General features: G+C 61.0%; 21 protein-coding genes. 20 read left to right on the forward strand and 1 reads right to left on the reverse strand.

Features of this window, described 5'->3' with window-relative positions; genetic code table 11:
- The first annotated feature begins 181 nt into the window (after positions 1-181).
- The 20 genes from GN234_RS00165 (at position 182) to GN234_RS00260 (ending at position 23,405) form a co-directional block, all read left to right on the forward strand.
- On the forward strand, positions 182-1,120 hold the full coding sequence (locus GN234_RS00165; RefSeq protein WP_176687577.1) for a VOC family protein: 939 nt from the start codon (positions 182-184) through the stop codon (positions 1,118-1,120).
- Positions 1,121-1,135: 15 nt separating this feature from the next.
- Complete coding sequence (locus GN234_RS00170; RefSeq protein ID WP_176687578.1) at positions 1,136-1,498, forward strand: Rieske (2Fe-2S) protein; 363 nt, start codon at positions 1,136-1,138, stop codon at positions 1,496-1,498.
- Positions 1,499-1,676: 178 nt separating this feature from the next.
- On the forward strand, positions 1,677-2,801 hold the full coding sequence (locus GN234_RS00175) for an FAD-dependent oxidoreductase (protein ID WP_176687579.1): 1,125 nt from the start codon (positions 1,677-1,679) through the stop codon (positions 2,799-2,801).
- A gap of 128 nt (positions 2,802-2,929) precedes the next feature.
- Positions 2,930-4,609, forward strand: coding sequence for a DUF1302 domain-containing protein (locus GN234_RS00180; protein WP_176687580.1), 1,680 nt, complete (start codon positions 2,930-2,932; stop codon positions 4,607-4,609).
- 12 nt (positions 4,610-4,621) lie between these two features.
- Positions 4,622-5,986, forward strand: coding sequence for a DUF1329 domain-containing protein (locus tag GN234_RS00185; protein ID WP_176687581.1), 1,365 nt, complete (start codon positions 4,622-4,624; stop codon positions 5,984-5,986).
- Positions 5,987-6,057: 71 nt separating this feature from the next.
- The gene (locus tag GN234_RS00190) at positions 6,058-7,161 is read left to right on the forward strand and encodes a WD40/YVTN/BNR-like repeat-containing protein (RefSeq protein ID WP_176687582.1); all 1,104 of its coding nucleotides are present in this window, start codon (positions 6,058-6,060) and stop codon (positions 7,159-7,161) included.
- A 4-nt stretch (positions 7,162-7,165) separates the two neighbouring features.
- Positions 7,166-9,700: an efflux RND transporter permease subunit gene (locus tag GN234_RS00195; protein WP_176687583.1), complete on the forward strand. Its 2,535-nt coding sequence runs from the start codon at positions 7,166-7,168 to the stop codon at positions 9,698-9,700.
- A gap of 126 nt (positions 9,701-9,826) precedes the next feature.
- On the forward strand, positions 9,827-11,029 hold the full coding sequence (locus GN234_RS00200) for an MFS transporter (RefSeq protein WP_176687584.1): 1,203 nt from the start codon (positions 9,827-9,829) through the stop codon (positions 11,027-11,029).
- Between the two features lie 46 nt (positions 11,030-11,075).
- A complete protein-coding gene (locus tag GN234_RS00205; RefSeq protein WP_176687585.1) occupies positions 11,076-12,128 on the forward strand; it encodes an aromatic ring-hydroxylating dioxygenase subunit alpha in 1,053 nt (350 codons plus the stop codon).
- A complete protein-coding gene (locus GN234_RS00210; protein WP_176687586.1) occupies positions 12,128-13,081 on the forward strand; it encodes a PDR/VanB family oxidoreductase in 954 nt (317 codons plus the stop codon). Before GN234_RS00205 ends, GN234_RS00210 begins: the two co-directional genes overlap by 1 nt.
- A gap of 62 nt (positions 13,082-13,143) precedes the next feature.
- Entirely contained in the window at positions 13,144-13,716 is a 573-nt protein-coding gene (locus GN234_RS00215; protein WP_176687587.1) for a cupin domain-containing protein, read from the forward strand.
- Entirely contained in the window at positions 13,713-14,705 is a 993-nt protein-coding gene (locus tag GN234_RS00220) for a fumarylacetoacetate hydrolase family protein (RefSeq protein WP_176687588.1), read from the forward strand. Before GN234_RS00215 ends, GN234_RS00220 begins: the two co-directional genes overlap by 4 nt.
- Entirely contained in the window at positions 14,696-15,703 is a 1,008-nt protein-coding gene (locus tag GN234_RS00225; RefSeq protein ID WP_176687589.1) for an NAD-dependent epimerase/dehydratase family protein, read from the forward strand. The genes GN234_RS00220 and GN234_RS00225 overlap by 10 nt, the downstream gene beginning before the upstream one ends.
- Positions 15,690-16,475 carry a cyclase family protein gene (locus GN234_RS00230; RefSeq protein ID WP_176687590.1) on the forward strand — a complete coding sequence of 262 codons (786 nt, stop codon included), beginning with the start codon at positions 15,690-15,692 and terminating at the stop codon, positions 16,473-16,475. The genes GN234_RS00225 and GN234_RS00230 overlap by 14 nt, the downstream gene beginning before the upstream one ends.
- Positions 16,472-17,203: a FadR/GntR family transcriptional regulator gene (locus GN234_RS00235; protein WP_176687591.1), complete on the forward strand. Its 732-nt coding sequence runs from the start codon at positions 16,472-16,474 to the stop codon at positions 17,201-17,203. Before GN234_RS00230 ends, GN234_RS00235 begins: the two co-directional genes overlap by 4 nt.
- Entirely contained in the window at positions 17,200-18,159 is a 960-nt protein-coding gene (locus tag GN234_RS00240; protein WP_232201514.1) for a LysR family transcriptional regulator, read from the forward strand. The genes GN234_RS00235 and GN234_RS00240 overlap by 4 nt, the downstream gene beginning before the upstream one ends.
- 68 nt (positions 18,160-18,227) lie before the next feature.
- Complete coding sequence (locus GN234_RS00245; protein ID WP_233459504.1) at positions 18,228-19,268, forward strand: ornithine cyclodeaminase family protein; 1,041 nt, start codon at positions 18,228-18,230, stop codon at positions 19,266-19,268.
- A 28-nt stretch (positions 19,269-19,296) separates the two neighbouring features.
- Positions 19,297-20,313, forward strand: a complete 1,017-nt coding sequence (locus GN234_RS00250; protein WP_176687592.1) for a dihydrodipicolinate synthase family protein — start codon at positions 19,297-19,299, stop codon at positions 20,311-20,313.
- Between the two features lie 16 nt (positions 20,314-20,329).
- Positions 20,330-21,799: an NAD-dependent succinate-semialdehyde dehydrogenase gene (locus GN234_RS00255; RefSeq protein ID WP_176687593.1), complete on the forward strand. Its 1,470-nt coding sequence runs from the start codon at positions 20,330-20,332 to the stop codon at positions 21,797-21,799.
- 472 nt (positions 21,800-22,271) lie between these two features.
- Positions 22,272-23,405: an FAD-dependent oxidoreductase gene (locus GN234_RS00260; RefSeq protein ID WP_176687594.1), complete on the forward strand. Its 1,134-nt coding sequence runs from the start codon at positions 22,272-22,274 to the stop codon at positions 23,403-23,405.
- Between the two features lie 143 nt (positions 23,406-23,548).
- Here the strand turns inward: GN234_RS00260 and GN234_RS00265 are convergent, their stop codons facing one another.
- Positions 23,549-24,283, reverse strand: coding sequence for an EthD domain-containing protein (locus GN234_RS00265; RefSeq protein WP_176687595.1), 735 nt, complete (start codon positions 24,281-24,283; stop codon positions 23,549-23,551).
- Positions 24,284-24,404: the final 121 nt, after the last annotated feature.

Consider the following 24,404-nt stretch of genomic DNA (forward strand, 5'->3'; position numbering starts at 1 on the left):
GTCGCATCCTGACAAGCGATTAGTCAGTACGTTTTCGCCACTTCAGTATCGGCCCACAGTCGGTTGGCCGTGATGCTTTATCGACTCCACAACCAGCATCAGCAGCGCACTGCCTGGCACCGCACCCCTTAAGTGGAGTGTCCGGCCCTTGTGCTGAATAATTTTAAATGGAGTGGTAACAATGAACATCATTGGCCTTGATGCCTTGATTTTTGGCGTCGATGACATTCAAGCCTGTACTCATTGCCTGCGTGACTACGGCCTGCAACCTGTCGATGTCGACAGCGAGGGCGGTCGTTTTGAAGCCCTCGACGGCACTGCCGTGATTATCCGTCGTGCTGACGATGCCCGCCTGCCGGCGGCTATCGGGCCAGCTCCCTCGATTCGTGAAACCATTTATGGCGTGGCCAGCGTGGCTGATCTCGAGGCCATCGCCGACGAGTTGGGGCGCGATCGCCTGGTGACCCGTGGCGCCGATGGTTCGGTGCACAGTGTGGACGATATGGGGTTTGCCATTGGTTTCCAGGTCAGTATACGGCGCCCTTACAGCGCGCCGGCTGACCTGACCAATGCACCGGGTCATGCCCCCCAGCGTCCGGTCAACCAACCGGGCATCAACCCCGATATGCAGGCCCTGCCACGCACTCTTTCCCACGTGGTGTATTTCGTGCCGGATGCGGCCAAGGCCGAGGCCTTTTACAAGCGCCTGGGCTTCATGACCACCGACACCTTCGTTGGCGCCGGCCCGTTCATGCGTCCAGCCGGTTCCGATGACCACCATTGCCTGTTCATGATCCAGACGCCACCGCACATGAAGGGTTGCGAGCATTTCACCTTTCACATGGGCAGCGGCACGGAAGTGCTGCTGGCCGGGCGCCGTTTCGAACAGCAGGGCTGGACCAGTTTCTGGGGCCCGGGCCGTCACCTCTTCGGCTCCAACTGGTTCTGGTACTTCAACAGCCCGTTGGGCTGCCACATCGAATACGACGCCGACATGGACAAGCACGATGATGCCTGGCAAGCGCGCCAGGCGCCGTTGTCGGCGGACAACTCGCAATTGTTCCTGTTCACGTCCCGGGAAAAATGGTTCCCCAGCGGCCCGCCGCCCAAGCAGGCCTGAGTGCGGATTTCGTCCATGAGTCACGACGCCATTGCGCTATGTCGCCTGGATGAACTGGTCGAAGGGCAGGCCCGCGGGTTCGATCCCCTGGGTTCGGGGAAGGACAGTGTGTTTGCCCTGCGCCATGGTGGCGAGGTGCGGGTCTATCGCAACAGTTGCCCACACCTGGAGGTGCGCCTGGAGTACCGCAAGGACCGTTTTCTCAGTGTCGATGGCAGCCAGATCGTCTGTTACGCCCACGGCGCCCGGTTCCTTCCGGACAGTGGCCTGTGCGTCTACGGGCCGTGTCTGGGCGAGCGCCTGACGGCTTTGAAATGGCAGGCGCAGGCCGATTGGCTGGTGCTGGAAGCGGATCAGTTGGAGGCGTGTGGACCTTAGTCAACGTATCGCGGTTGCTGATACATCGTATCCCTACATGCGATTAGTCAAACGCCTGCTTTGCCGAGAAAGTGGACACAACGCGCTAGCGAATGCGTGCAGAAACAGCCGGTAGTGAAGTCTCGGACCGCTCCGGCAGAACGCTTGCGTGAATAACAAGAATAAGAGTGAGACAAGCATGAAAGCAGTGAAAAAAGTGCTTATCGTCGGTGGTGGTATCGGTGGACTGTGCGCTGCAATCGCTTTGCGTCGCCAGGATATCGACGTCGATCTGGTCGAGCTCAAGACGCAGTGGACAGTCTACGGCGTCGGCATCATCCAGCAGAGCAATGTTGTGCGTGAGATGGCCAAGTTGGGTGTGTTGGACGGCTACCTGGATGCGGCCTACGCGTTCGAGGATGTGACCATCAATACCATGGCCGGTGAGCAACTGGCGCGAATTCCCGGTCAGCGCCTGGCTGGCCCCGAGTATCCGGCCAACGTCGGCATCTCGCGCCTGGCCCTGCATCAAGTCCTCAGCGAAACCACCATTGCCCTGGGTGCCTCTATTCGCCTGGGCCTGAGCGTGCAAACCCTGGAGCAGGTGGGCGAGGGCGTTGATGTGCTGTTTACCGATGGCAGTCGCGGTTGTTACGACCTGGTCGTGGGCGCCGATGGCCTGTACTCGCAAATACGCGGTTTGCTGTTCCGCGAGCAGTACCGACCGCGTTTCACCGGCCAGTCGGTGTGGCGCTACAACTTTCCACGCGCCGCTGGAATCGATCACCTGGCTACCTTCCAAGGCCCCGCCGGCAATGCCGGGCTGGTGCCACTGGGGCGCGATCAGATGTACATGTTCGTCACCTCCCATGAGCCTGCCAACCCGAGGATGGATGCCGCCACGCTGGCGACTCAGATGCGCCAGCGCCTGAGCGGTTTTACCGGGCTGATCGGTGAATTGCGCGAGCAGATTCGCGACAGCGACCGGGTGGTCTACAAGCCGCTGGAGGTGGTGTTCGTCCGCGAGCCCTGGTACCGCGGCCGTGTCGTGCTGATTGGCGACGCGGTGCACGCCACGACGCCGCACCTGGGCCAGGGCGCCGGCATGGCCATTGAAGATGCCGTCGTGCTCGGCGAAGAGCTGGTCGCCGGCGGCAGCGTCGAACAGCAGCTCGAACGCTTCATGGCGCGCCGTTATGAACGCTGCAAATTCATCAGCGAAAGCTCGGTGCTGGCCGGTGACAAGGAAATGGCCCACGACAGCCGCTTTGACCGGATCGGCCTGGTCAGGCGAATGCTCGAGGTCACCGCAGAGCCCATCTGAGGCGCCGGCAAGACTGAATTCGCTCTCCCATGGATGTTTCATGCCTGTGCAGGCTTGGCCCGGTTGGACTGCGGGCGCCGTTTCACCAGAAGAGCTGACATACAACAACAATAAAGAGGGTTACTTCGATGGCTACTCGCAAGATCGCTGCGTCGCGGCGCGTCCCCTTCACCCTGACCCTCGCGGCCAGCCTGGGGCTCGGCGCTTCGGCTGCCCAGGCCTTTCAGATCGATACCGGCAATCCTGATCTCAGCTTGCGCTGGGACAACACGCTCAAGTACAGCGCGGCCTGGCGCCTTAAGGACTCCAGCAGCAAACTCAGCGAGGGCCAGACGGCGCTGAACCAGAATGACGGCGATCACAACTTTGGGAAGGGGCTGATCTCCAATCGCCTGGATATTCTTTCGGAACTGGATATCGGCTATCACGACTTCGGCGCGCGCGTGAGCGGTGCCGCCTGGTACGACACCGTTTACCAGGACCGCAACGACAACAACGACGCAGCCAGTGCCAATCAGCGTTCGGTGGGCTTCGACGAGTTCACCAGTGACACGCGTCATCTGCATGGTGGCGATGGCGAACTGCTGGATGCCTTTGTCTACTGGAACGGCTCCCTGGCCGACCGTGCCTTATCGGTTCGCGCGGGGCGCCACGGCCTTATCTGGGGCGAGAGCCTGTTCTTCGGTGGCAACGGCATCGCCGGTGCGATGGCGCCGGTGGACGTGGTCAAGGCGCAATCGGTGCCCAACACTCAGTTCAAGGAAATCACCCGGCCGGTCAACCAGCTCTCGACCGCCTACCAACTGACCGACAGTGTGTCATTGGGCGCCTTCTACCAACTGGAGTGGGAGGCCACCCGCTTGCCGGGCGCCGGCAGCTATTTCTCCACCAGCGATACCATCGGCGAGGGCAATGAAAGGTTGATCACGGGCGGGCCGTTCCCGGATTTCCTGGGTGGTAATGCCAACAGCCCGGCTGCGTTTTTCCATGGCAAGGACAAGAAAGCCAGGAGTTCCGGCCAGGGGGGCCTGCAGCTCAAGTACAACACCGGGACGACGGATTACGGCCTGTACGCGCTGCAGTATCACGAGAAAACGCCCACGTTGTATTTGAAACCGAATGCCACCGGGCCGAACTTCAGTACCGGACAAGTCGGCGAATATTCCTGGGTCTACCCGGAAGACATCCGTGTCCTGGGCGTCAGTTTCGCGACCTCCGTGGACGAGTACAGCTTTGCCGGCGAGGCATCGATGCGTTGGAACATGCCACTGGTGTCCAACGCTCAGACCGTCCTGCCGGGCGTCGATGCGGACAACAACGACGATGCCCTATACGCCGTTGGCCGTACGGCCCATGTGAACCTTAACGTCCTGGCATCGCTGGGCCCTTCCTTTGTTTCCAATGAAGCCAGCCTGACAGGGGAAGTGGCCTGGAACCGCCTGCTGGCCGTGACCAAAAACCGCGCAGCCCTGGACCCCAACGCCACCGATGACGCCCTGGGCCTGAAACTGGTTTACACGCCCACCTATCGCCAGTTCTTCCCTGGCATCGATATCAGCGTGCCGCTGGGCATCAGCTATTTCCCCATGGGCAAGTCGGCTGTGATCAGTGGGTTTGGCCCGGATAGAGGAGGGGACATGAACATCGGTGTCTCCGCCACCTACCTGGATCAAGTGACCGTGGGGCTGACCTACACCCACTTCTACGGGCCCGAGGACACCAGCCTCAACGCCGCCAACCAGTTCAATTACAAGCAGTCGCTGAAGGACCGGGACTACCTGGCCTTCTCGGTCAAGACCACGTTCTAAGAGGATTCGCGCATGACCATTCAGTTCACTCTAAAGGCCTTGTGCTTGACCCTGCTGGTCGCCGCCGCGCCGATGGCCTTGGCCGCCAGCGCCGAACAAGCGGCCGCGCTGGGCAAGACCCTGACACCCTTCGGTGCCGAGAAAGCCGGTAATGCCGATGGCAGCATCCCGGCCTGGGACGGTGGCTACACCAAGGTCGACCCGAGCTACGTACCGGGCGGCAAGCGTGGCGATCCATTTGCCGCGGACAAACCCTTGTTCAGTATCACTGCGCAAAACGTGGCGAAGTACGCCGACAAGCTCAGCGACGGCACCAAGGAACTGTTCAAGCGCTTCCCGGACACCTATCGCATCGATGTCTATCCGACTCGGCGTACGGCGGCTGCGCCGCAGTGGGTCTATGACAACACGCTCAAGAATGCGACCCGCGCCAAACTGGTCGACAGCAGCGCCGGCCTGATCCCCGACGGTGCCTTTGGCGGGATCCCGTTTCCGATTCCACAGAACGGTACCGAAGCCATCTGGAACCACCTGCTGAACTGGCGCGGCACCTCGGTGGCGGGGCATTTTCGCCACTATCTGATGACGGCCGACGGTAACCAGGTGATGACCAGCGACGGCCTGTTGACCCAGGAAATGCCTTACTACTTCGAGGAGGGCGGCCCTGAAAACTACTCGGGTGACTACTGGCAGGTGCGCTTTGTCAATTCCGGCCCGGCGATTCGTGCCGGCGAACAGATCCTGGGGCGTGAGAACATCAACGGCGACAAATCCCAGGCTCATGTCTATCTGGCCGGTCAGCGTCGGGTGCGTACGCTGCCCAACGCCTGCTGCGATACCCCTACGCCGTCCACCGCCGGGGTCATGTCCTTCGACGAGCTGTTCGTGTGGCAGGGACGTACCGACCGGTTCGACTGGAAACTGGTGGGCAAGCAGGAAATGTATGTTCCCTACAACACCAACAAGGTGCAGGCCGCCGCCCAGCCGCAAGACCTGTTCGCCAAGCACCATCTCAATCCTGACTACGTGCGTTGGGAGTTGCACCGCGTCTGGGTAGTGGAGTCGACGTTGGCCGCGGGCAAGCGTCACCAGTTGCCCAAAGGCCGCTACTACCTCGACGAAGACACCTGGCAAGCCCTGCTCGGCGACCGTTGGGATGCCAGCGGTCAATTGGCCAAGACCCTATGGTCCCTGCCTTCCGTACTGCCCGACTTGCCAGCCGTGGTGCAACTGTCTGCCGGTTTTTATGACCTGACTTCGGGTGCGTGGTTTATCCAGAACGTCTACGCCGGATTGACGGATCAGTATCGTGCGGTGGATCGGTACAAGGCCTCGGAGTTCTCGCCCGCGGCGATGGCCGGACGCGGCGTGCGTTAAACCTGAGCTGAGCGTGAAGGGCAGGCCTGTCGGTCTGCCCTCGGAATGCGAGTGTTTTTCCGAGGTAGGTTATGAACAGAATCAGTCAGGCGGGCGCGTTGTTCCTGGCCCTGTGTTTGCCCTTTGCCGCCAGCGAGTGCCTGGCAGGTACGACGGCCGTGGGCGCGCCGTTGAGCACCCCGGCCATGGCGGTACCGGCGGCGCAGAAGAGCGTATTGATCGATCTGGCGCGGGCCGGGACACGCCTGGTGGCCGTGGGTGAGCGCGGCCTGGTGCTGCTCTCTGACGACAATGGGCAAAGCTGGCGTCAGGCTTCGGTGCCGGTTTCGGTCAGTCTGACGGCCGTGCAGTTCGTCGATGCGCAAAAGGGTTGGGCGGTCGGTCACGCTGGCGTGGTATTGGCCACCCGTGATGGCGGCGAGCACTGGACAGTGCAACTCGACGGCTTGCGTGCGGCACAGCTCGAACTGGCCGCCGCCACGGTCGACCAGGCCAACGCTGTCTATCCGGATGAGGCTTTGGCACGCGTACAAAATGCCGAGCGTCTTGTCGCCGATGGTGCGGACAAGCCCTTCCTGGCGCTCGAATTCATCGATGCTCAACGCGGACTGATCGTCGGCGCCTACGGCCTGGCGCTGTGGACTGCCGATGGCGGTGCTACGTGGCAGTCGCTGATGGGGCACATCGCCAACCCGAACGGAATGCATTTGTACGCCATCAGTCACCAGGGAACGCGCTGGTTCCTGGCTGGCGAGCAGGGTTACCTGGCGCGCTCGGATGACGACGCCGCTTCGTTCAAGCAGTTGGAGAGTCCCTATGAAGGCAGTTTTTTCACCTTGCAGAGCCGCGCCGATGGCGCCCTGTTGGTCGGCGGTCTGAGGGGTAATGCCTTTGTATCCAACGATGGCGGTGAGAGCTTCCAGCGCCTGCCTGTGCCCATGCCGATTTCTTTCAATGACGCCACCCGCCTGGCCGGCGGCCAAGTGCTGCTGGTCAACCAGGGCGGCGGTTTGTTTCTCAACGGTGAGCAGGCCGGAACGGCGCTGCTGCCACTGGGCAAGCCCTTGGGTAAGCCTGTTTCAAGTGTGATCGAGGCCGCCGATGGCAGCCTGATCGTTGCCGGTTTCACCGGGCTGCAGCGTCTTGCGCAGCCATCCACTGCCGCTTCGGAGTGAGGTTATGACGTCCCCTGGTAGTTTCCCCCAGTCCCCCGTGAATGCGTTCGATGACTTTGATCCGCGTTCCGGCTCGGTGCTCGAACGGGCATTGTTCAACCATCGCCTGTGGGTGTTGCTGCTGTGCCTGGCGACCACGCTGGTGCTGGGTTGGCAGTCCAGTCGTGTCGAGCTCAATGCCAGTTTCGAAAAAATGATCCCCACCCACCATCCCTATATTGCCAACTACCTTGAGCACCAGAAGGAACTGAGCGGGCTGGGTAACGCGGTGCGTATCGCGGTGGTCAACAAACGGGGCGATATCTACGACGTCGCCTACCTCAAGACCCTGCAAGCGTTGAGCGACAAGATCTATCTGCTGCCCGGCGTCGACCGTGCATACATGAAGTCGCTATGGACGCCGGCCACGCGCTGGGTGGCGGTGACCGAAGCGGGCCTGGACGGTGGGCCGGTCATTCCGGATAACTACGATGGCGGCGCCGCTAGCCTCACGGCACTGCGACGCAACGTGCAACTGTCCAACGAAATCGGCCAGTTGGTGGCATTCGACCAGGCATCGAGCATCATCCATGTGCCCCTGTTGCAGCGCACGCCCGACGGTCAGCCGTTGGATTACACCAAGCTGTCGCAACAACTGGAGTCGTTACGCAGTCAGTACCAGAGCGACAGTATCGACATTCGTATCACCGGTTTCGCCAAGAAAGTCGGTGACCTGATCGCAGGCCTGCGGCAGATCCTGATGTTCTTTGCCGTGGCGATTCTGATCACTGCCGTGGTGCTCTACTGGTATACCCGCTGCATCCGCAGCACCTTGCTGGTGGTGTTCTGTTCGCTGGTGGCGGTGGTCTGGCAGCTCGGCCTGCTACCGCTACTGGGTTATCAACTGGATCCCTATTCGGTGTTGGTGCCGTTCCTGGTATTTGCCATTGGCATGAGCCATGGCGCACAGAAAATGAACGGCATCATGCAGGACATCGGCCGCGGCATGCACTGCGTGGTCGCCGCACGCTTCACCTTCCGCCGGCTGTTTCTCGCCGGTCTCACCGCGCTGCTCTGCGACGCGGTCGGCTTTGCGGTGCTGATGATCATCAAGATCCAGGTGATCCAGGACCTGGCGATGATCGCCAGTATCGGCGTGGCCGTGCTGATCTTCACCAACTTGATCCTGCTGCCGGTATTGCTCTCCTATGTGGGCGTCAGCCGCCGCGCCGCTCGGCTGAGCCTGAAAAGCGAGCTCGCTGAACAAGCTGGCCAGCATCGCCATGGGTTCTGGCGCTTTCTTGACCTGTTCACCCAGCGGCGCTGGGCGGCGTTGTGCATCGCCCTGAGCCTGGCAGTGGCTACGATCGGCTTCGTGGTCAGCCTGCAACTGAAAATCGGTGATCTCGATGCCGGCGCCCCCGAGCTGCGGGCCGACTCGCGCTACAACCAGGACGATGCGTTCCTGACCCGTCATTACGGTGCCAGCAGCGATCTGTTCGCGGTCATGATCAAGACGCCGGCCAGCGCCTGTTCGCGTTATGACATTCTGCGCAAGGTCGACGCGCTCGACTGGCAACTGCGCACCTTGCCAGGCGTCGATTCGACCAATTCCCTGGCGCTGCTCAACCGCCGGATGCTGGTCGGCCTCAGCGAAGGCAGCCCGAAGTGGTACGAGCTGCAGAACAACCAGGCGATGCTCAACATGGTCACCGCCGGGGCGCCGCGCGGGCTGTACAACGAAGACTGCAGCCTGCTGACGCTGTACGTCTACCTCTCTGACCACAAGGCGCAAACCCTGAGTCGCCTGGTGGATCACGTCGAGCAATTCGCCGCGGCGAACAATACCGACGAAGTCCAGTTCCTTCTGGCCGCTGGCAATGCCGGGATCGAGGCGGCGACCAACATCGTCGTCAAGCAGGCCAACCGAGAAATGCTGTTCTGGGTCTACGGCGCGGTGATCCTGCTGTGCCTGATTACCTTCCGTTCCTGGCGCGCCACGATTTGCGCGGTGATTCCGCTGATGCTCACGTCGATCCTCTGTGAGGCGCTGATGGTCTGGCTGAACATCGGCGTCAAGGTCGCGACCCTGCCGGTGATCGCCCTCGGCGTGGGCATCGGCGTCGACTATGCCCTGTATGTGATGAGCATCCTGCTCGGCCATATGCGCCAGGGCATGAGTCTGTCGCAGGCGTATTACCGAGCACTGCTGTCCACCGGCAAGGTAGTGATGCTGACCGGGGTGACCCTGGCGATCGGCGTGGCCACGTGGATGTTTTCGCCGATCAAGTTCCAGGCGGACATGGGCGTGCTGCTGGCCTTCATGTTCGTCTGGAACATGGTCGGCGCGCTGGTGCTGTTGCCAGCCCTGGCGCACTTCCTGTTGCCGAGCAAGCGTGTGAGCACGGGGCCGGCCGAGGTTGAGCCCAGCCATTCGACGAGCTTGCCGCTGATGCCTGCCGTAGCCGAGGAGGGGGCCTGCGTGCAGCGCTCACTCCGCCAGGAGACGTCGGGGCACGATCAACCGACCACAGCGTCCGCTCACCCCGTCGCGTCATGACAACAAGAAAGGACTTTCCCATGCCTCGTATGTATCCGTTCCAGCAGTCTCTATGGCTTGACCTACTCGCCGGCCTGAGTGCCTTTGGCATGGCGATTTGTGCGACCCAGCCAGCGGAGGTGCGCGATGAACGTTGAACGCCAGGCGCGGCTGCCGCAGTCCTTGTTGCTGTTGCTCGGCAGTTGCTTGCCGGTACTTGGCGCGGTGCTGCTGGCCCCCATCCTGCCGCGTATGCAGGAGCACTTCGCCGACACACCGGGCGTGGCCGTTCTGGTGCCCATCGCCCTGACGCTACCGGCGTTGATGATTGCGCTGTTGGCACCCGTGGCCGGGATCATCGCCGACCGACTGGGGCGCAAGCTGTTGTTGATCGGTGCGATGTTGTTCTACACCGTCTGTGGGGTACTGCCGCTGTGGCTGGAGTCGCTACAGCTCATCGTGATAAGCCGCGCCGGCATCGGTGTGGCCGAGGCATCGATCATGACCTGCTGCACCACGATGATGGGCGACTACTACAGCGGCGCGCGACGTGAACGCATGTTCGCCCTGCAAATGGTTGCGACCTCATTGTCGGCGGCGATTTTCATTGCCGTCGGTGGCGTGCTCGGCGAGCACGGTTGGCGCACGCCGTTTGCCCTGTATGGGCTGGGGCTGGTGTTCCTGCCGCTGATGGCCTGGTTGCTGTGGGAACCGCGCGCTCATGTGGCCGCAGCGCCAGCGACGGCGCGCCAGGCCTTCCCCTGGCGTCCCTTGGCGCCGCTGTATGCCCTGGCGTTCCTGGCGGGCTTGAGCCTGTTCATCGTGCCGGTACAAGTCGGTTACCTGCTCAACCTGCTGCATGTCCAAGGGTCGCAGCAGATCGGCATGACCATGGGCGCCAGTCAGTTCGGCGTACTGGTCGGCGCCCTGAGTTTCCGTTTGTTCAGTGGTGTACCAGCGTACCGGCAGGTGCTCCTCGCCTTTGTCGCTGCCGGTATCGGTGGTGGGCTGCTGGCGGTGGCCGACAGTCATGGGCTGGTGGTGATCGCCGTACTGATCAACGGCTTGGGCATCGGCCTGATGATGCCGACCTTGCTCACCTGGATCATGGCCCAGATCGACTTCCGGCAGCGCGGCCGCGCGGCCGGCGGCTTCACGGCGATGTTCTTTGCCGGTGAGTTCGCCAGCCCGCTGGTGGTGCTGGCCATCACCGGTGGGGTGAGCAGCGCTTTGCCTGCCGCGCTGGGGATCGTCGCCGGCCTTCAACTATTGGTAGCCCTGGCCTGCATTCGGTTGCGTGGTCGCGCGGCAGCTTTTCCCTCCGCTGTTGTCGCAGACCCTGATAGCTGACCTGCCCATTCGACGTTATCAAAATAAGAAAAACGAGGAGAACAGCATGAGTTACTTACTCAACACCTGGTACATCGCTGGATGGGCAGACGAGTTGACGCAAGGCGGGATGCTTGGCAGAACCATCGTCGAGCAACCCATCGTGTTCTTTCGCGATAGTCAGGGTGTGATTCGGGCGCTCGCCGATCGCTGCCCGCACCGTTTTGCCCCTCTGCACATGGGCAAGATTGTCGGCGATAGCGTTCAGTGTCCGTACCACGGCTTGCGTTTCGATGGCAGTGGTCAATGTACGCACAATCCCCATGGCGACGGGACGATTCCCAAGGCCGCCTGTGTTCGCGCGTTCGCGGTCGTCGAGCGGCATGGGGCGATCTGGGTCTGGCCCGGCGATTCGAGCATGGCCAACGATGCGCTGATCCCTGATTTTTCCTTCCTCGAACGGGCCCCAACCCATGCCAAGGGACATGGGTATCTGCCCACCCGCGCGCACTACGAGCTGTTGGCCGACAACATCATGGACTTGAGCCACGTCGATTTCCTGCACCCCGATACGCTCGGTGGTGGAGCGTTGTCGCGCACGCGCGCCACCATCGAGGAGTTGCCCAATGATCGCGTGCGCATCAGTTGGTGGGCGCCTGATGATGTGCCGCCACCGGCTTTCGGCACTCATCTTGAAGACCCGACCCGGGCAGACGTCTGGGCCGAGGTTATCTGGCACGCACCTGGCCTGATGCTGCTGGGCAGTGGCGCCACGCCTCCCGGGCGCCCCAGGGAGGAGGGACCTGTGACATGGAACCTGCACCTGATGACACCGCAGGACGCGACGAATACCCATTACTTCTTTGCCAACACGCGTAGCTTCGAGCAGGACAATGCGCAATTGAATGCCTTCGTCCAGGACATGTTGATCGGTATTTTCGCCGGAGAAGACAAGCCCATGGTCGAGGCTCAACAGCGTCAGATTGGCGAAGTCGAACTGCTTGGTCTCAACCCTGTATTGCTGCCAGTCGATGCCGGGGCCGTGCGTTGCCGGCGCGTCCTGCGTCGGTTGATCGAGTCGGAGCGGGTGGCCGCAGAACAGTCAGTGGGTACCCGGTGATGATCGATGTCGTTGTGACCCGCAAGCGTCGCGAAGCCGAAGGCATCTACAGCTTCGAACTGGCCCCGGTCGAGGGTTCCATGCTGCCTGCGTTCAGTGCCGGCGCGCATATCGACGTGCACCTGCCCAATGGCCTGGTGCGCCAGTATTCGCTGTGCAATCACCCGGAAGAACGCCACCGTTACCTGCTGGGCGTGTTGCTCGACCCGGCGTCTCGCGGCGGTTCGCTGGCCATGCACGAGCACGTGCACGAAGGCAGCCGGCTGCGGATCAGCGCGCCACGCAACCTGTTCCCGTTGGAGCATGGGGCGGCCTACAGCGTGCTGTTCGCTGGCGGTATCGGTATTACGCCGATCCTCTGCATGGCCGAGCGCCTGGCGCGGATCGGCGTGCCTTTCGAGCTGCACTATTGTGGTCGTTCGGCCGGGCGAATGGCTTTTATCGAGTACATCCGCCAATCGCCGTTCGCCGATCGCGTCCACGTTCATGTGGACGATGGCGAGCAATCCCAACGCCTCGACAGCGCTCGGATCTTGTCCGCGCCGGCCAGTGACCGTCACCTGTATGTCTGTGGCCCCAGTGGCTTCATGGAGCACGTGCTCGGCACCGCGCGTGAGCGGGGTTGGGCCGAGGCGCAACTGCACCGTGAGTACTTTACCGCCGCCGCTGTCCCGGCGGGTGAGGCGGGCGGGTTCGAGGTGCAGCTGGCCAGCACCGGCCAGTGTTTCCAGGTGCCCGCCGCGCTCAGCGTTGCCCAGGTGCTGCTGGAGGCGGGGATCGACATTCCCTTGTCCTGCGAGCAGGGCATCTGTGGCACCTGCATCACGCGCGTGCTGGAGGGCGAACCGGAGCATCGCGACATGTTCTTGACCGATGCCGAGCGAGCCCGCAACGACCAGTTCACGCCTTGCTGCTCGCGTGCCCGGAGTGCCCGACTGGTGCTCGATCTTTAAGATCTTTTCATGAATCCACCTTACCCGCTGCCGCGTTTCGCCAACTGATTGAGGAGTCGAACATGCAACAACTTCCGGGTTTCAAACGTGTGGTCACCGGGCACGATGCCCAGGGCCGGGCGGTGGTCGCGCTCAGCGGACCGACGCCGAACAGCTTCCCGCTCAAGGCCGTACCTGGCACGGTCTTCCATGAGATCTGGAACAGTGGCGCCAGCCCGGCCTTACTGGACAACGGCGATGACCCCACCAGCAAACCGCTTCAATTGAGCCCGGCCCCACTGGGCAGTGTCATTCGCGTGGTGGATATACCGCCTGACAGCATGCAGAACCAGGTCAGTGCCGAGGATGCGGCGGCGGCCTTCGCCGAAATTGGCCAGGCCCATGCCGGCACCGGACAGGCTGACTCCAAGCACAAGTTGATGCACCGCACTGAAACGCTCGATTACGGCGTGGTCACGGAGGGCGAAGTCTGGCTGGTGCTCGATGGCGAGGAAGTGCATCTCAAGCGCGGTGACATCGTTGTGCAGCGCGGTACCAACCACGCCTGGAGCAATCGCACCGAACAGATGGCACGCATGCTCTTCGTCCTGCTCGATGGCCGCTTCGCGCCTGAGCTGCAAGGAGAACAGGCATGAAGCTCAGTACCCTCAAGAATCACAGTCGCGACGGTCGCTTGTTGGTCGTGTCACGCGATCTGGCCTGGGCGGTGGATGCCAGCGATATTGCTCAGACGCTGCAGGATGCCATCGAGCGTTGGTCGAGCGTCGAGACCGCTTTGCGCTCGCGCTATGACGCCTTGAATGAAGGCTCGTTGGCAGGTGCCTTCGTCTTTGACTCGCAGAAGGCCGCCGCACCGTTGCCACGCGCCTGGCAGTGGCTGGACGCCTCGTCCTTTCTCAGTCATGGCGAGCGGATGCAGAAGGCTTTTGCGCTGGATCCGATCGAAGGTGTTGAACACACGCCGCTGATGTATCAGGGCTGTGGCGATGACTTCCTGGGCGCCCACGACGACATCGTGCTGCCCAGTGAAACCCATGGTATCGATTTTGAAGGTGAATTCGCGGTGTTGGTCGATGAAGTCCCCATGGGCTGCTCGGCGCAAGACGCTGTCGACCATATTCGGCTCATCGTGCAAGTCAACGATGTCAGCTTGCGTGCGCTTGCCCCCCGTGAAATGAAGACCGGCTTCGGTTTCATCCAGGCCAAATCCTCATCGAGTTTCGCCCCGGTGGCGATCACCCCCGACGAGTTGGGCGAGGCCTGGCGCGACGCACGTGTGCACTTGCCGCTGAAGGTTGAATGGAATGGCAAGTGGTTCGGTCATGCCCATGGTGGTGCCATGCATTTCGGCTTTCATCAATTGATCGCCCATGCGGCCTTGACCCGCCGCCTCAGGGCAGGCTGCGTGATCGGTTCGGGCACGGTTTCCAATGCCGACCCCAGCGTTGGTGCCGCTTGTATCGCTGAACGCCGTGCCGTCGAGATGATCGAGCAAGGTGCGCCACAGACCCCCTTCATGCGTTTTGGCGACCGCGTGCGCATGGAAGTATTCGACTTGCAAGGGCAGTCGGTCTTTGGCGCGATTGACCAGCGTGTCGTGAGTGGAGACCGCTCATGCGCGTGATGATTACCGGCGCCAATGGTTTTGTCGGACGGGCACTGGCGCAACGCTTGCTCGACACGAATCGATTGCGCGGCCAGCCGATCAGTGCATTGATCCTGCTGGATAAAGAGCTGACGGGCTTTGCCGACGATAAGCGTCTGCGTCGCCATTGCGGTAGCGTCACCGATGCCGCGTTGCTGCGGCGCGCCCTGGCCGACGGCATTGACGTGGTGTTCCATTTGGTGAGCATCCCCGGTGGCGCGGCCGAAGAGCAGTACTCGCTGGGTTATCAGGTCAACCTGCTGGCAAGCCTGGAGTTGCTTGACCAGTTGCGCGAACAGCCTGGCCGGCCGGTGCTGGTGTATGCCAGCAGCGTGGCGGTGTACGGCGGCGACCTGCCGACGCGTATGGATGAGCGTGCCGTGCCGAACCCGCAGTTGAGCTACGGTACGCACAAGGTGATGGTGGAAATGGCGCTCAAGGACCTGGCCCGCCGAGGCGAGGTCGACGGCCGTGCCGTGCGCCTGCCCGGCATTGTCGCCCGTCCACGTGAACCCAATGGCCTGCGTTCGGCGTTCATGAGTGAGCTGCTGCATGCCTTTGCCCTGGGCGAGCCGTATTGCTGTCCGGTATCGCCCCAGGCACAGGCATGGTGGATGTCGGTCCGTTGTTGCGTGGATAACCTGCTGCGGGCCGCCGAGTTGCAGGCCGGCGAGCTTGGCGCGTCACGGGTCTGGCAACTGCCGCTGTTGCACCTGTCCATTGCCCAGGTCATCGATGCCCTGGCCATTGCCTACGGCCAGGAACGTCGCGCGCTGATCAGCTTTGCACCAGATGCCCACCTGCAAGCGCTGTTCGGCAGTTTCCCAGCGATGAAAACCCCGCAGGCCCGCGCCCTTGGCTTTCGCCATGACGGCTCGGCAGCGGCCCTGATACGCCATAGTTTGAAACCTGCTGCCCCGCCGCGCCGTAAGCGTGGACGGGTGGCGCTTGGAGTGACTGAACATGCGATCGACTAAACGCCGTCTGGTGGACCTGTCCGTGACCCTGGACAACAACCCCTACACCGATCCACCACCGTTGCTGCCGAAAATCGACTACATGGACCATCAGCAAGGCTGGCCGGAGATGGCCGCGATGTTTCCCGGCCTGTCCAAGGCGCAACTGCCCGGCGACGAATCCTGGGCGGCCGAGCGCTTGCAGATCACGACGCACAGCGGTACGCACATGGACGCCCCCTGGCACTACGCCTCGACCACAGACGGCGGAAAGCCGGCGTTTGGCATCGACGAGTTGCCGCTGGACTGGTGCCTGCAACCGGGCGTGAAGCTGGATTTTCGTTATCTACCGGATGGCCATGTGGTCAGCGCCGCCGAAGTGCAAGCTGAGCTGGAACGCATCGGCCACGTGCTCCAGCCATTGGACATTGTCCTGGTCAACACCCGTGCCGGTGTGCTGTTCGGTCAGCCGGGCTATCTGGATGCCGGGGTCGGCATCGGCCGCGAGGCCACGTTGTATTTGCTCGAACGCGGTGTGCGCGTGGTCGGTACCGATGCCTGGAGCTGGGATGCACCGTTCAAGTACACGCGCGAACGCTTCGCCGCCACGGGTGACGCCTCGATCATCTGGGAAGGGCACAAGGCCGGACGTGACATCGGCTACGGCCAGATGGAGAAACTGTCCAACCTGGAATGCCTGCCGGCCCATGGTTTCCAGGTGTCCTGTTTCCCCTACAAGATCAGGCATGCCTCGGCTGGTTTCGTCCGTGCCGTAGCGATTTTCGAGGAATGAGCGCGCCCGCGGTCGGTGGGAAAAAACGCGGGAGCCTTTCTCATGGCCTCGAGACGCTGTTGTCCGGGCACATTCTTGAGGGACGACTGCGTGGCGGTGACAGGCTGCCCACCGAGTCGGCCCTCATGCGCGAGCATGGGGTCAGCAGAACCGTGGTGCGCGAGGCCATGTCGCGTCTACAGGCGGCTGGAATGGTTGAGACACGCCACGGTATCGGGACATTTGTACGGGGTAGCGCCCTGTCGCTGGGGGCGTTCATCGACCCTGCGACCATCGGCATCATCACCGATTCGCTGGCGATCATGGAGTTTCGGATCGGTCTTGAGGTAGAGGCCGCCGGGCTCGCCGCCCAACGACGTACCCTGGATCAGTTAGGTGAGTTGCGGGCGCTTCTCGATCAGCTCGGGCAGCCGGCAATCAGCGTCAATGATCGAGCCGCGCTGGATTTTCAGTTTCATTTGAGCATTGCCCAGGCGACAGGTAATCACTATATCGCCAACACACTGCTCAACCTGGGCGTGGTCATTATCCCGCGCAGCCGACTGGATTCTGCGCAACTGTTTCACGCTGAGCCTTTGCATTACGAGCAGCGCATGCAAAGCGAGCACGAACAGATTTATCAGGCGATCTTCAATCAGGACGCTGAATGCGCGCGTGCTGCCATGCGCCTGCATCTTCAGGACAGCCGTGAATACCTGCATCAGGCCCGTCAGGAGTTGATGACATGACGAATGACCAAGGTATCCAGAGCGTCTCTGTGCCTGGCACGGCTTCGCCGTATCCTGCCACTGCCCTGACGATCATCGATCCCCGATGGACCTTGTTCGTACGCGTCGTGGCGGCTGGAAGTCTCAGTAAAGCGGCAGTACTGCTGGATATGCCGCAGTCGATGGTGAGTCGAAACATCGCCCTGCTCGAGTCGCAATGTGGCGAGCGCCTGTTTCATCGAACCGGGCGTGGGGTGGTCTTGACCGAGTTTGGAGAGCAGTTGTTGCCATGTATATCGGATCTGCTCGCGAACGCTGAAGGCCTTGCCGATGACATTCGCAACCTGCGTGGAAAGCCGGTGGGGGAGGTGGTTGTAGGCATGCTGCCCTCCGCGGTGCGTCGGTTTGCGGGAACGCTTTTTTCCGCGGTGCGCGCCCAGATGCCAGGCGTGAGATTGCATCTGATCGAGGGCGCGAGCGCTCAACTCGAAGAGCAGTTGCACGACGGTCGTCTGGATATGGCGTTGGTGCTGCGCGAGAGTGAGGCCAGTATCGCAGACGCCCATCTATTGGCCAGGCTGCCCCTGCATCTGGTGGGGCCCGCCGTCGATCCGCGTCTTGCCAATCGAGATATCGCGTTAAAGCAATTATCGGGGTTGCCCTTGGTCGTGCCTGGGCGTCCCCATTTGTTGAGAGCCAGGCTCGATCATCTGGCGGCCGAACATCGCGTGGAGTTGTGCGTTGCCGCGGAGGCCGACTCCGTCCAGCTCCAGTACGAAGTCGTGGCGGCGGGTGGCGGCTATGCCATTGCCTCTGTGCTACCGGGTTCACTGGATCAGCGGCTGACATCATCACGCATCGTCGACCCGCTCCTCGAGCGCTTCGTCGTGCTGGTCGAGTCGCCCCGTCGCCCCTTGACCCGTGCCTCCCGTGAAGTGCGACGGTTGATCTGCAGCCTGGCCATGCCATCGATTTGAGCGATAGCTGCTTTCCACTCCAAGCAGTATTCGGCGTGGTGGGTGCCTCGTAGGGTGTCAGTCAATCAATGATTGATACCCGTTGCGAGGTCAGCGATATGCATCACGCCCAAGAGCCCCAAACAATAGCCCCGACGCTTTTTCTCAGCGATACCGATGTCGCCGCGCTCGCCGACTGGAGCACCGCCGTCGCCGCGCTCGCCAAGGCATATGCCTGCCCCACATCGGATGCCATGGTGCCGCCTCGTTCCATGGCCCGCGGCGATGGTATCTGGTTGCGCAGTTTGACTGCGGTGCCCCCCGCTGGCGGCCATATGGGCTGCAAGTTGATCGCGGCCTCGATGCGGGCGCGATGCGCCAGTTATCTGATCGCATTGTTCAACCAGCAAACCATGGCCCTCAGCGCGCTGATCGACGGCAATCGGGTGACGGGTTTGCGCACCGCTGCAACCGCTGCGCTGGCGGTCGATCTGCTGGCACCCCAACGCCCGCTGCGGGTGGGCGTGATTGGTGCCGGGTTTGAAGCGCGTGGTGCGCTTGACTGCCTCAAGTCTGTACGAGATGTCGCCCGTGTCAGGGTGTTCAGCCCAACGCCGGCGAGCCGTGAGCGGTTTGCCGAAAGCTTCAGGCCGGGGCTGGATATCCAGGCGGTGGGCACTGCGCAAGAAGCCGTACAGGACTGCGATGTGCTGATTTGTGCTGCTCGCAGTCGTGACGAGTCTCCCGTACTGCAAGGGGCATGGCTTTCTGCGGGTACTACGGTCGTGTCATTGGGCTCCACCCTGCCTGAACAAAGGGAGGTTGACCCGGCCACGATGGATCGAGCCGTCTGCATCGTCGCTGATATGCCGCAGGAGGTGCTCCACGACACTGGCGATGCCATTGCTGCGATCAGTGCCGGCGTTTATGTCGCCGACAAATTGGTCGCGCTGTCGGATCTGGTAGCGGGTCGTGTCAGCCCCCGCCAAAACGAAAGCGACATCGTTCTCTACAAGTCAGTTGGCTCGGCACTGCAGGATGTCGTCATCGCACAAGCGCTGTACGAGCGCGCCAGGCAACAAGGGCTTGGCATCGAGCTGCCCGCCAGCATCGTCCCTGTCTCGAAATAACCCCTCCACTGTTCGAAGGAAAATCATCATGGCCACTTACAAGAAAGCTGATGCCCGTGCCTGGGCCCGTGAAAACCTGGTGGGCTGTTCAGCTGTCACCATCCCCAGCTTCAGCGCTGACCTGAAGCGCCTCAATGAGCGTGGCATCCGCCACGACATCGAACATGCGGTCGGGCTGGGCTACAGCAGCACGTTGCTGTGCAGCGAACTGGCGATTTCGGTCCAGGAGAACGCCCAGTTCACCGCCTGGGCCCGTGAGTCGGGGAAAGACTTGATCCTGTTCTTCCACGCGGCCTTTGGCACCCTGGCTGAGAACATCGAGGCGGTGAAGCTCGCCGAGAATGCCGGTGCCGACATCGTCCTGCTCTCCTATCCACCGCAATTCTGGCCGACCAGCGAGCAGGAAATCTACGACTACACCAAGTCGTTCTGCGATGCGACGGACCTTGCCGTCATGCTCTTCCCGATTCCGCTCTGGGGTTTTGAGCGTGTGCATCCGGCGGGTATGTCATTGGAGTTGGTCCGTCGCCTGTTGGCCGATTGCCCGAATATCGCGGCCATCAAGTCGGAGCAAGGGTTTCCGCTGCCGGCAGGCATCTGCGAGATGTACTACCACTTCCGCGATCAGGTGGTGATCAGTTGCCCGATCGAAGCTGACGCAATCCCGTTGATGAGCCTGATGAAGCTGCAGTTTTCCGGCACCAGCAACACCGCCTGGATGAGCGACTACTACCCGAAAGCGTTCGAACTGGCCCGCACAGGCCGTTTCGAAGAGGCAATGGAACTGTATTGGAAGGTCAATCCGGCTCGCAGTGCCAACGGTGCCGCCGCGCAAACCTATGCCGGCGGCACTGGGGTGCTCAATCGCACGATGTGGAAATACCAGGACTGGCTCGCCGGCTTCAACGGCGGCCCACTGCGTGCCCCGGCGATGCGCGTGCCGGATCGCCTCATGAAGTCTTTGCGTCAAGGGTTGGTCGCGGCGGGCCTGCCAGTGACTTCGGACCCGGATAGCGCCTTCATGATCGGGCGTCACCCTTGCTGATTACGAGGATTGCAACGTGAAGCATTTACTTAAAGATCCCACGCTGTGGCGCACCGGTGCCTACATCGCCGGCGAGTGGCTGAACGAGACGCCTCACGGGCGGTACACGCTGCGCAATCCGGTGGATCAAGCGCTGCTCACCGAGCTGCCGCGCTGCCGCGGGCCCGAAGTCCAGCGGGCAATCGATGCGGCACAGCAGGCCTTTGGTCCATGGCGACGCTTGACGGCTAAACGCCGTGGCGAAGTGTTGCGCCGTTGGTATGAGTTGATGGTCGAGCATCGTGAGGATATTGCCACGCTGATTACCTTGGAGGAGGGCAAGCCCCTGGAAGAGGCGCGGGGTGAGGTCGATTACGCTGCGTCTTTTGTACGATGGTTTTCCGAAGAAGCCACACGGGTGCGTGGTGACCTGATTCCGGGCGTAAAGGACACTCAGCGCATTGTGGTACTGCGCGAGCCTATCGGCGTCTGTGCCGCGATAACACCCTGGAACTTCCCGGCGGCCATGATCACGCGCAAGGCCGCTCCGGCGCTCGCGGCGGGTTGCACAATGGTCGTGAAACCGGCAAGCCAGACGCCCATGACCGCCCTGGCACTCGCCGAACTCGCGCAGCGCGCGGGGGTGCCGGCCGGTGTTTTCAGTGTGATCACCGGTAATGACACCCGAGACATCGCCGGTGAACTCACGGCCAACCCGTTGGTACGCAAGCTTACCTTTACCGGGTCCACCGAAGTGGGGCGGTTGCTGTTGGCGCAAGCGGCGCAGACGGTCAAGAAATGCTCCATGGAGCTGGGCGGTAACGCTCCGTTCATTGTCTTCGATGATGCTGATCTTGATGCGGCGGCTGACGGGGTGATGTTGGCCAAGTTTCGCAATGGTGGGCAGTCCTGTATCGGTGCGAACCGGGTGCTGGTGCAGTCAGGGATCTATGACGCCCTGGCCGAGCGCATTGTCGAGCGCATGGCACGCCTGAAGGTAGGCAATGGCCTGGAGCCGGGCGTCCAGGTCGGACCGTTGATCGATGAGGCGGCGGTACGCAAATCCCAGGCCCTTGTCGATGATGCGCTGGCGCAAGGTGCTCGGCTGTTGTCCGGCGGCAAACCCCATGCCCTTGGTGGGTGTTTCTTCCAGCCCACCTTGTTGGCTGATGTGACTCATGGGATGCAGGTCGCTCGCCAAGAGATCTTCGGCCCGGTCATGCCACTGGTGCGTTTCGAAACCGACGACGAAGCCATTGCGATGGCCAATGACAGCGAGTTTGGCTTGGCGGCGTATCTGTTCAGCCGTGACGCGGCCCGTATCTGGCGCAACGCCGCTCGCATCGAATCGGGCATGGTGGGCATCAACTGTGGCTTGATTTCAAATGAGGTCGCTCCCTTCGGTGGGGTGAAGCAGAGCGGACTTGGGCGAGAGGGATCTCACCTTGGGATCGACGAATTCCTTGAGGTGAAATACCTCTGTTGGGATGGCTTGGACAGCGTGTGAACCAACGTCGTTAAAGGCCGGTGGATTGTCGGCCAGATGCGCGAGGCGAGCGTCCTCGCGCAGGCTCGACATCATCGTAGACTGAGCACCGCCATCGCGAGCAGGCTCGCTCCCACAGGAGTATGGCGGTGTACCTGGATCTCCCGTCCAACCCAAAACCCATGTGGGAGCGAGCTTGCTCGCGATGACGTCGGCACATCCAACATCACCACAGACGGGTTCTCCGCCATCGCGAGCAGGCTCGTTCCCCCATTGGGTTTTCGGGTGTGGTGACACCCATCACCCCCTGCGATACCTCCGATTGTGGAAAGCGATTTCAGCGCTGATAGCCGATTCGATAGTCTCGTTGTCGACCCGGCCTTTTCAGTCGGAACTTCATGAGTTTGTGGCATTGAGTCGATAGCGCTGCAGAACTCGTCGGTGCGCCATGCAATGTCAGCCCGATTGAAATAAGAATAATTAGGAGAGCGTGATGATTGCAGCAGTCAATAAGGTCCTGGTGATCGGAGGAGGATTTTCCGGTATGACCGCGGCTATCCAGCTCGCCCGTCAGGGAGTCGAAGTGGACTTGGTCGAAATAGATCCTTTGTGGTGCCCCCTTGGGGCCGGTATTACCCTCAGTGGACCCACGTTGCGGGCGCTGGATACGGTCGGGATTCTTGAACGGGTGGCCGGGGAAGGCTATCTGTCGACCAATTTCGATGTGTTTTCACCGGCAGGCGAGCTGATCGTGCAGTTGGCGCTTCGACCTCCGGTCAGCGATAAACCGATTCCCTGTGGTGGCGGTATCCTGCGTCCGGTGCTGGCTCGGATTTTTGCCGACAAGACGCGGGAGGTGGGGACCAACGTACGCCTTGGCATCACCTTCGACAGCATCATCGAGCGCGAGGATGGCATTGAAGTGTCTTTCACCGATGGCACTTCTGGCCGCTACGATCTGGTCATTGCCGCCGATGGTGTGCATTCGCGGATGCGAAAGGACTTTTTCCCAGAAGCACCCTCGCCAAAACCCATTCACCAGAGTGTCTGGCGCGCTGTGTTGAAGCGTCCGCCGGAAATCGTACGCCCCAGTCACTGGCTGGGACGCACCAAGGTCGGCGTCAATCCGATTTCTGAAACGCACATGTACATGTTCCTCATGGAAAACCGCGAGTTTTCCGAATGGATCGATCCGGCCAGTTGGCCAGGCGAGATGGCGCGTCTGCTGGGTGAGTTCCCAGCCCCGATCCTGCAAATGCTTGTGCCGCAACTGTACGAGCCGGGTGCCAATATCGACTATCGTCCGCTGGCCAATCTGTTGGTGCCGTTGCCGTGGCATAAAGGCCGCATCGTGATGATTGGGGACACGGTGCATGCCACCACGCCACATCTGGCTTCCGGGGCAGGTATTGGCATCGAGAGCGCCATCGTGCTTGCAGAAGAACTGTTCGCCGATAGCGATCTACAGGCCGCCCTGGCCCGGTTCGAGGCGCGGCGTTGGGAACGTTGCCAGTTGGTGGTCGAGAACTCTGCACGACTGTGCGAGATAGAAAAAAGTGCGGGTGACAAGGAAGAGCATGCCCAGATCATGCGCGAGTCCACTGCTACGTTGGCTGAACCTATCTGAGTGATTCAGGCCCTTCGGCTGGATGCCTTAGAATCACTTCAGCATCCAGTTCGAAGATAGAACGTGGCCGGCTGGATACCGTGACGCCGGCAAACTTCGATTTAATAAGCCGGCGAACGGTCGTTAGTTCAATTTATTGAGCTTTACTGGCCAAGATCTAGAATTACGACTTCCTTGACATACACGAAAAAAGACTCGGATGAGAGTACGATCCCTTCGTCAGACAGCTGTTGGAACAGTGATTTCTGATACTGACGAAAAATAGAAAGATCGGCTTCGTTTTCAAACCACAGGCTGGAAGTGCCTTCGTATACCGCTACGTCTGGCCCGAAATAGGACGTTACCCGGTCACCTTCGGGAAGGTATCTGGAATGAACATACCGACGTAGTACCTTCTGGAAATCCGGGTGCTTATTGACAACAGTGTCGTGAGCTGAATCCCACGCGGTAAAGAAGCTTTCAAGTTGTACCGTTGGATTCTTTTTCAAGAAAACGATCGCCTTCCATTTGAGGGGGGCGGCACCGGCATTGGATACTTCTACTTCGTCCATCAACTGAGCGGCCTGTTTGGACAGGTCGGCGAAGTTTTTCGCATCAGGTCCGGTGGTTTGTTGTGTATAGGGATCGCTGAAGGTTTGAATTAAATCAGACATGTTGTCAAAAAATAATTCGGTGATGGAGTCTCTGTGGAATGTTTGTGTGTAGGCGTTATCAGCGTCAACGCCGAACGCGGAGTCGATGACATGATTTTGCACGTATCGTTTGACGCCTAAAGGTTTGGCCCGGGCGATTTCGCCATGCTTATGTTCTATATAGTTCAAGAACTCAGCATGAGTCATGCCGGGTTTGCGGCGTACGGCTGCTAGGATTTTAATCATGAAGGCGCTCGCGTCTGGTTGGGTGTGATTACATTGGTTTTATCTTTCTAAACATCGAATGCATTTTTGCAGGCGGTATTCACCATGATGATGTTTTAGAAATGAAGATAAGACCAAAACT

This window comes from Pseudomonas bijieensis, from assembly GCF_013347965.1.
GTDB lineage: Bacteria > Pseudomonadota > Gammaproteobacteria > Pseudomonadales > Pseudomonadaceae > Aquipseudomonas > Aquipseudomonas bijieensis.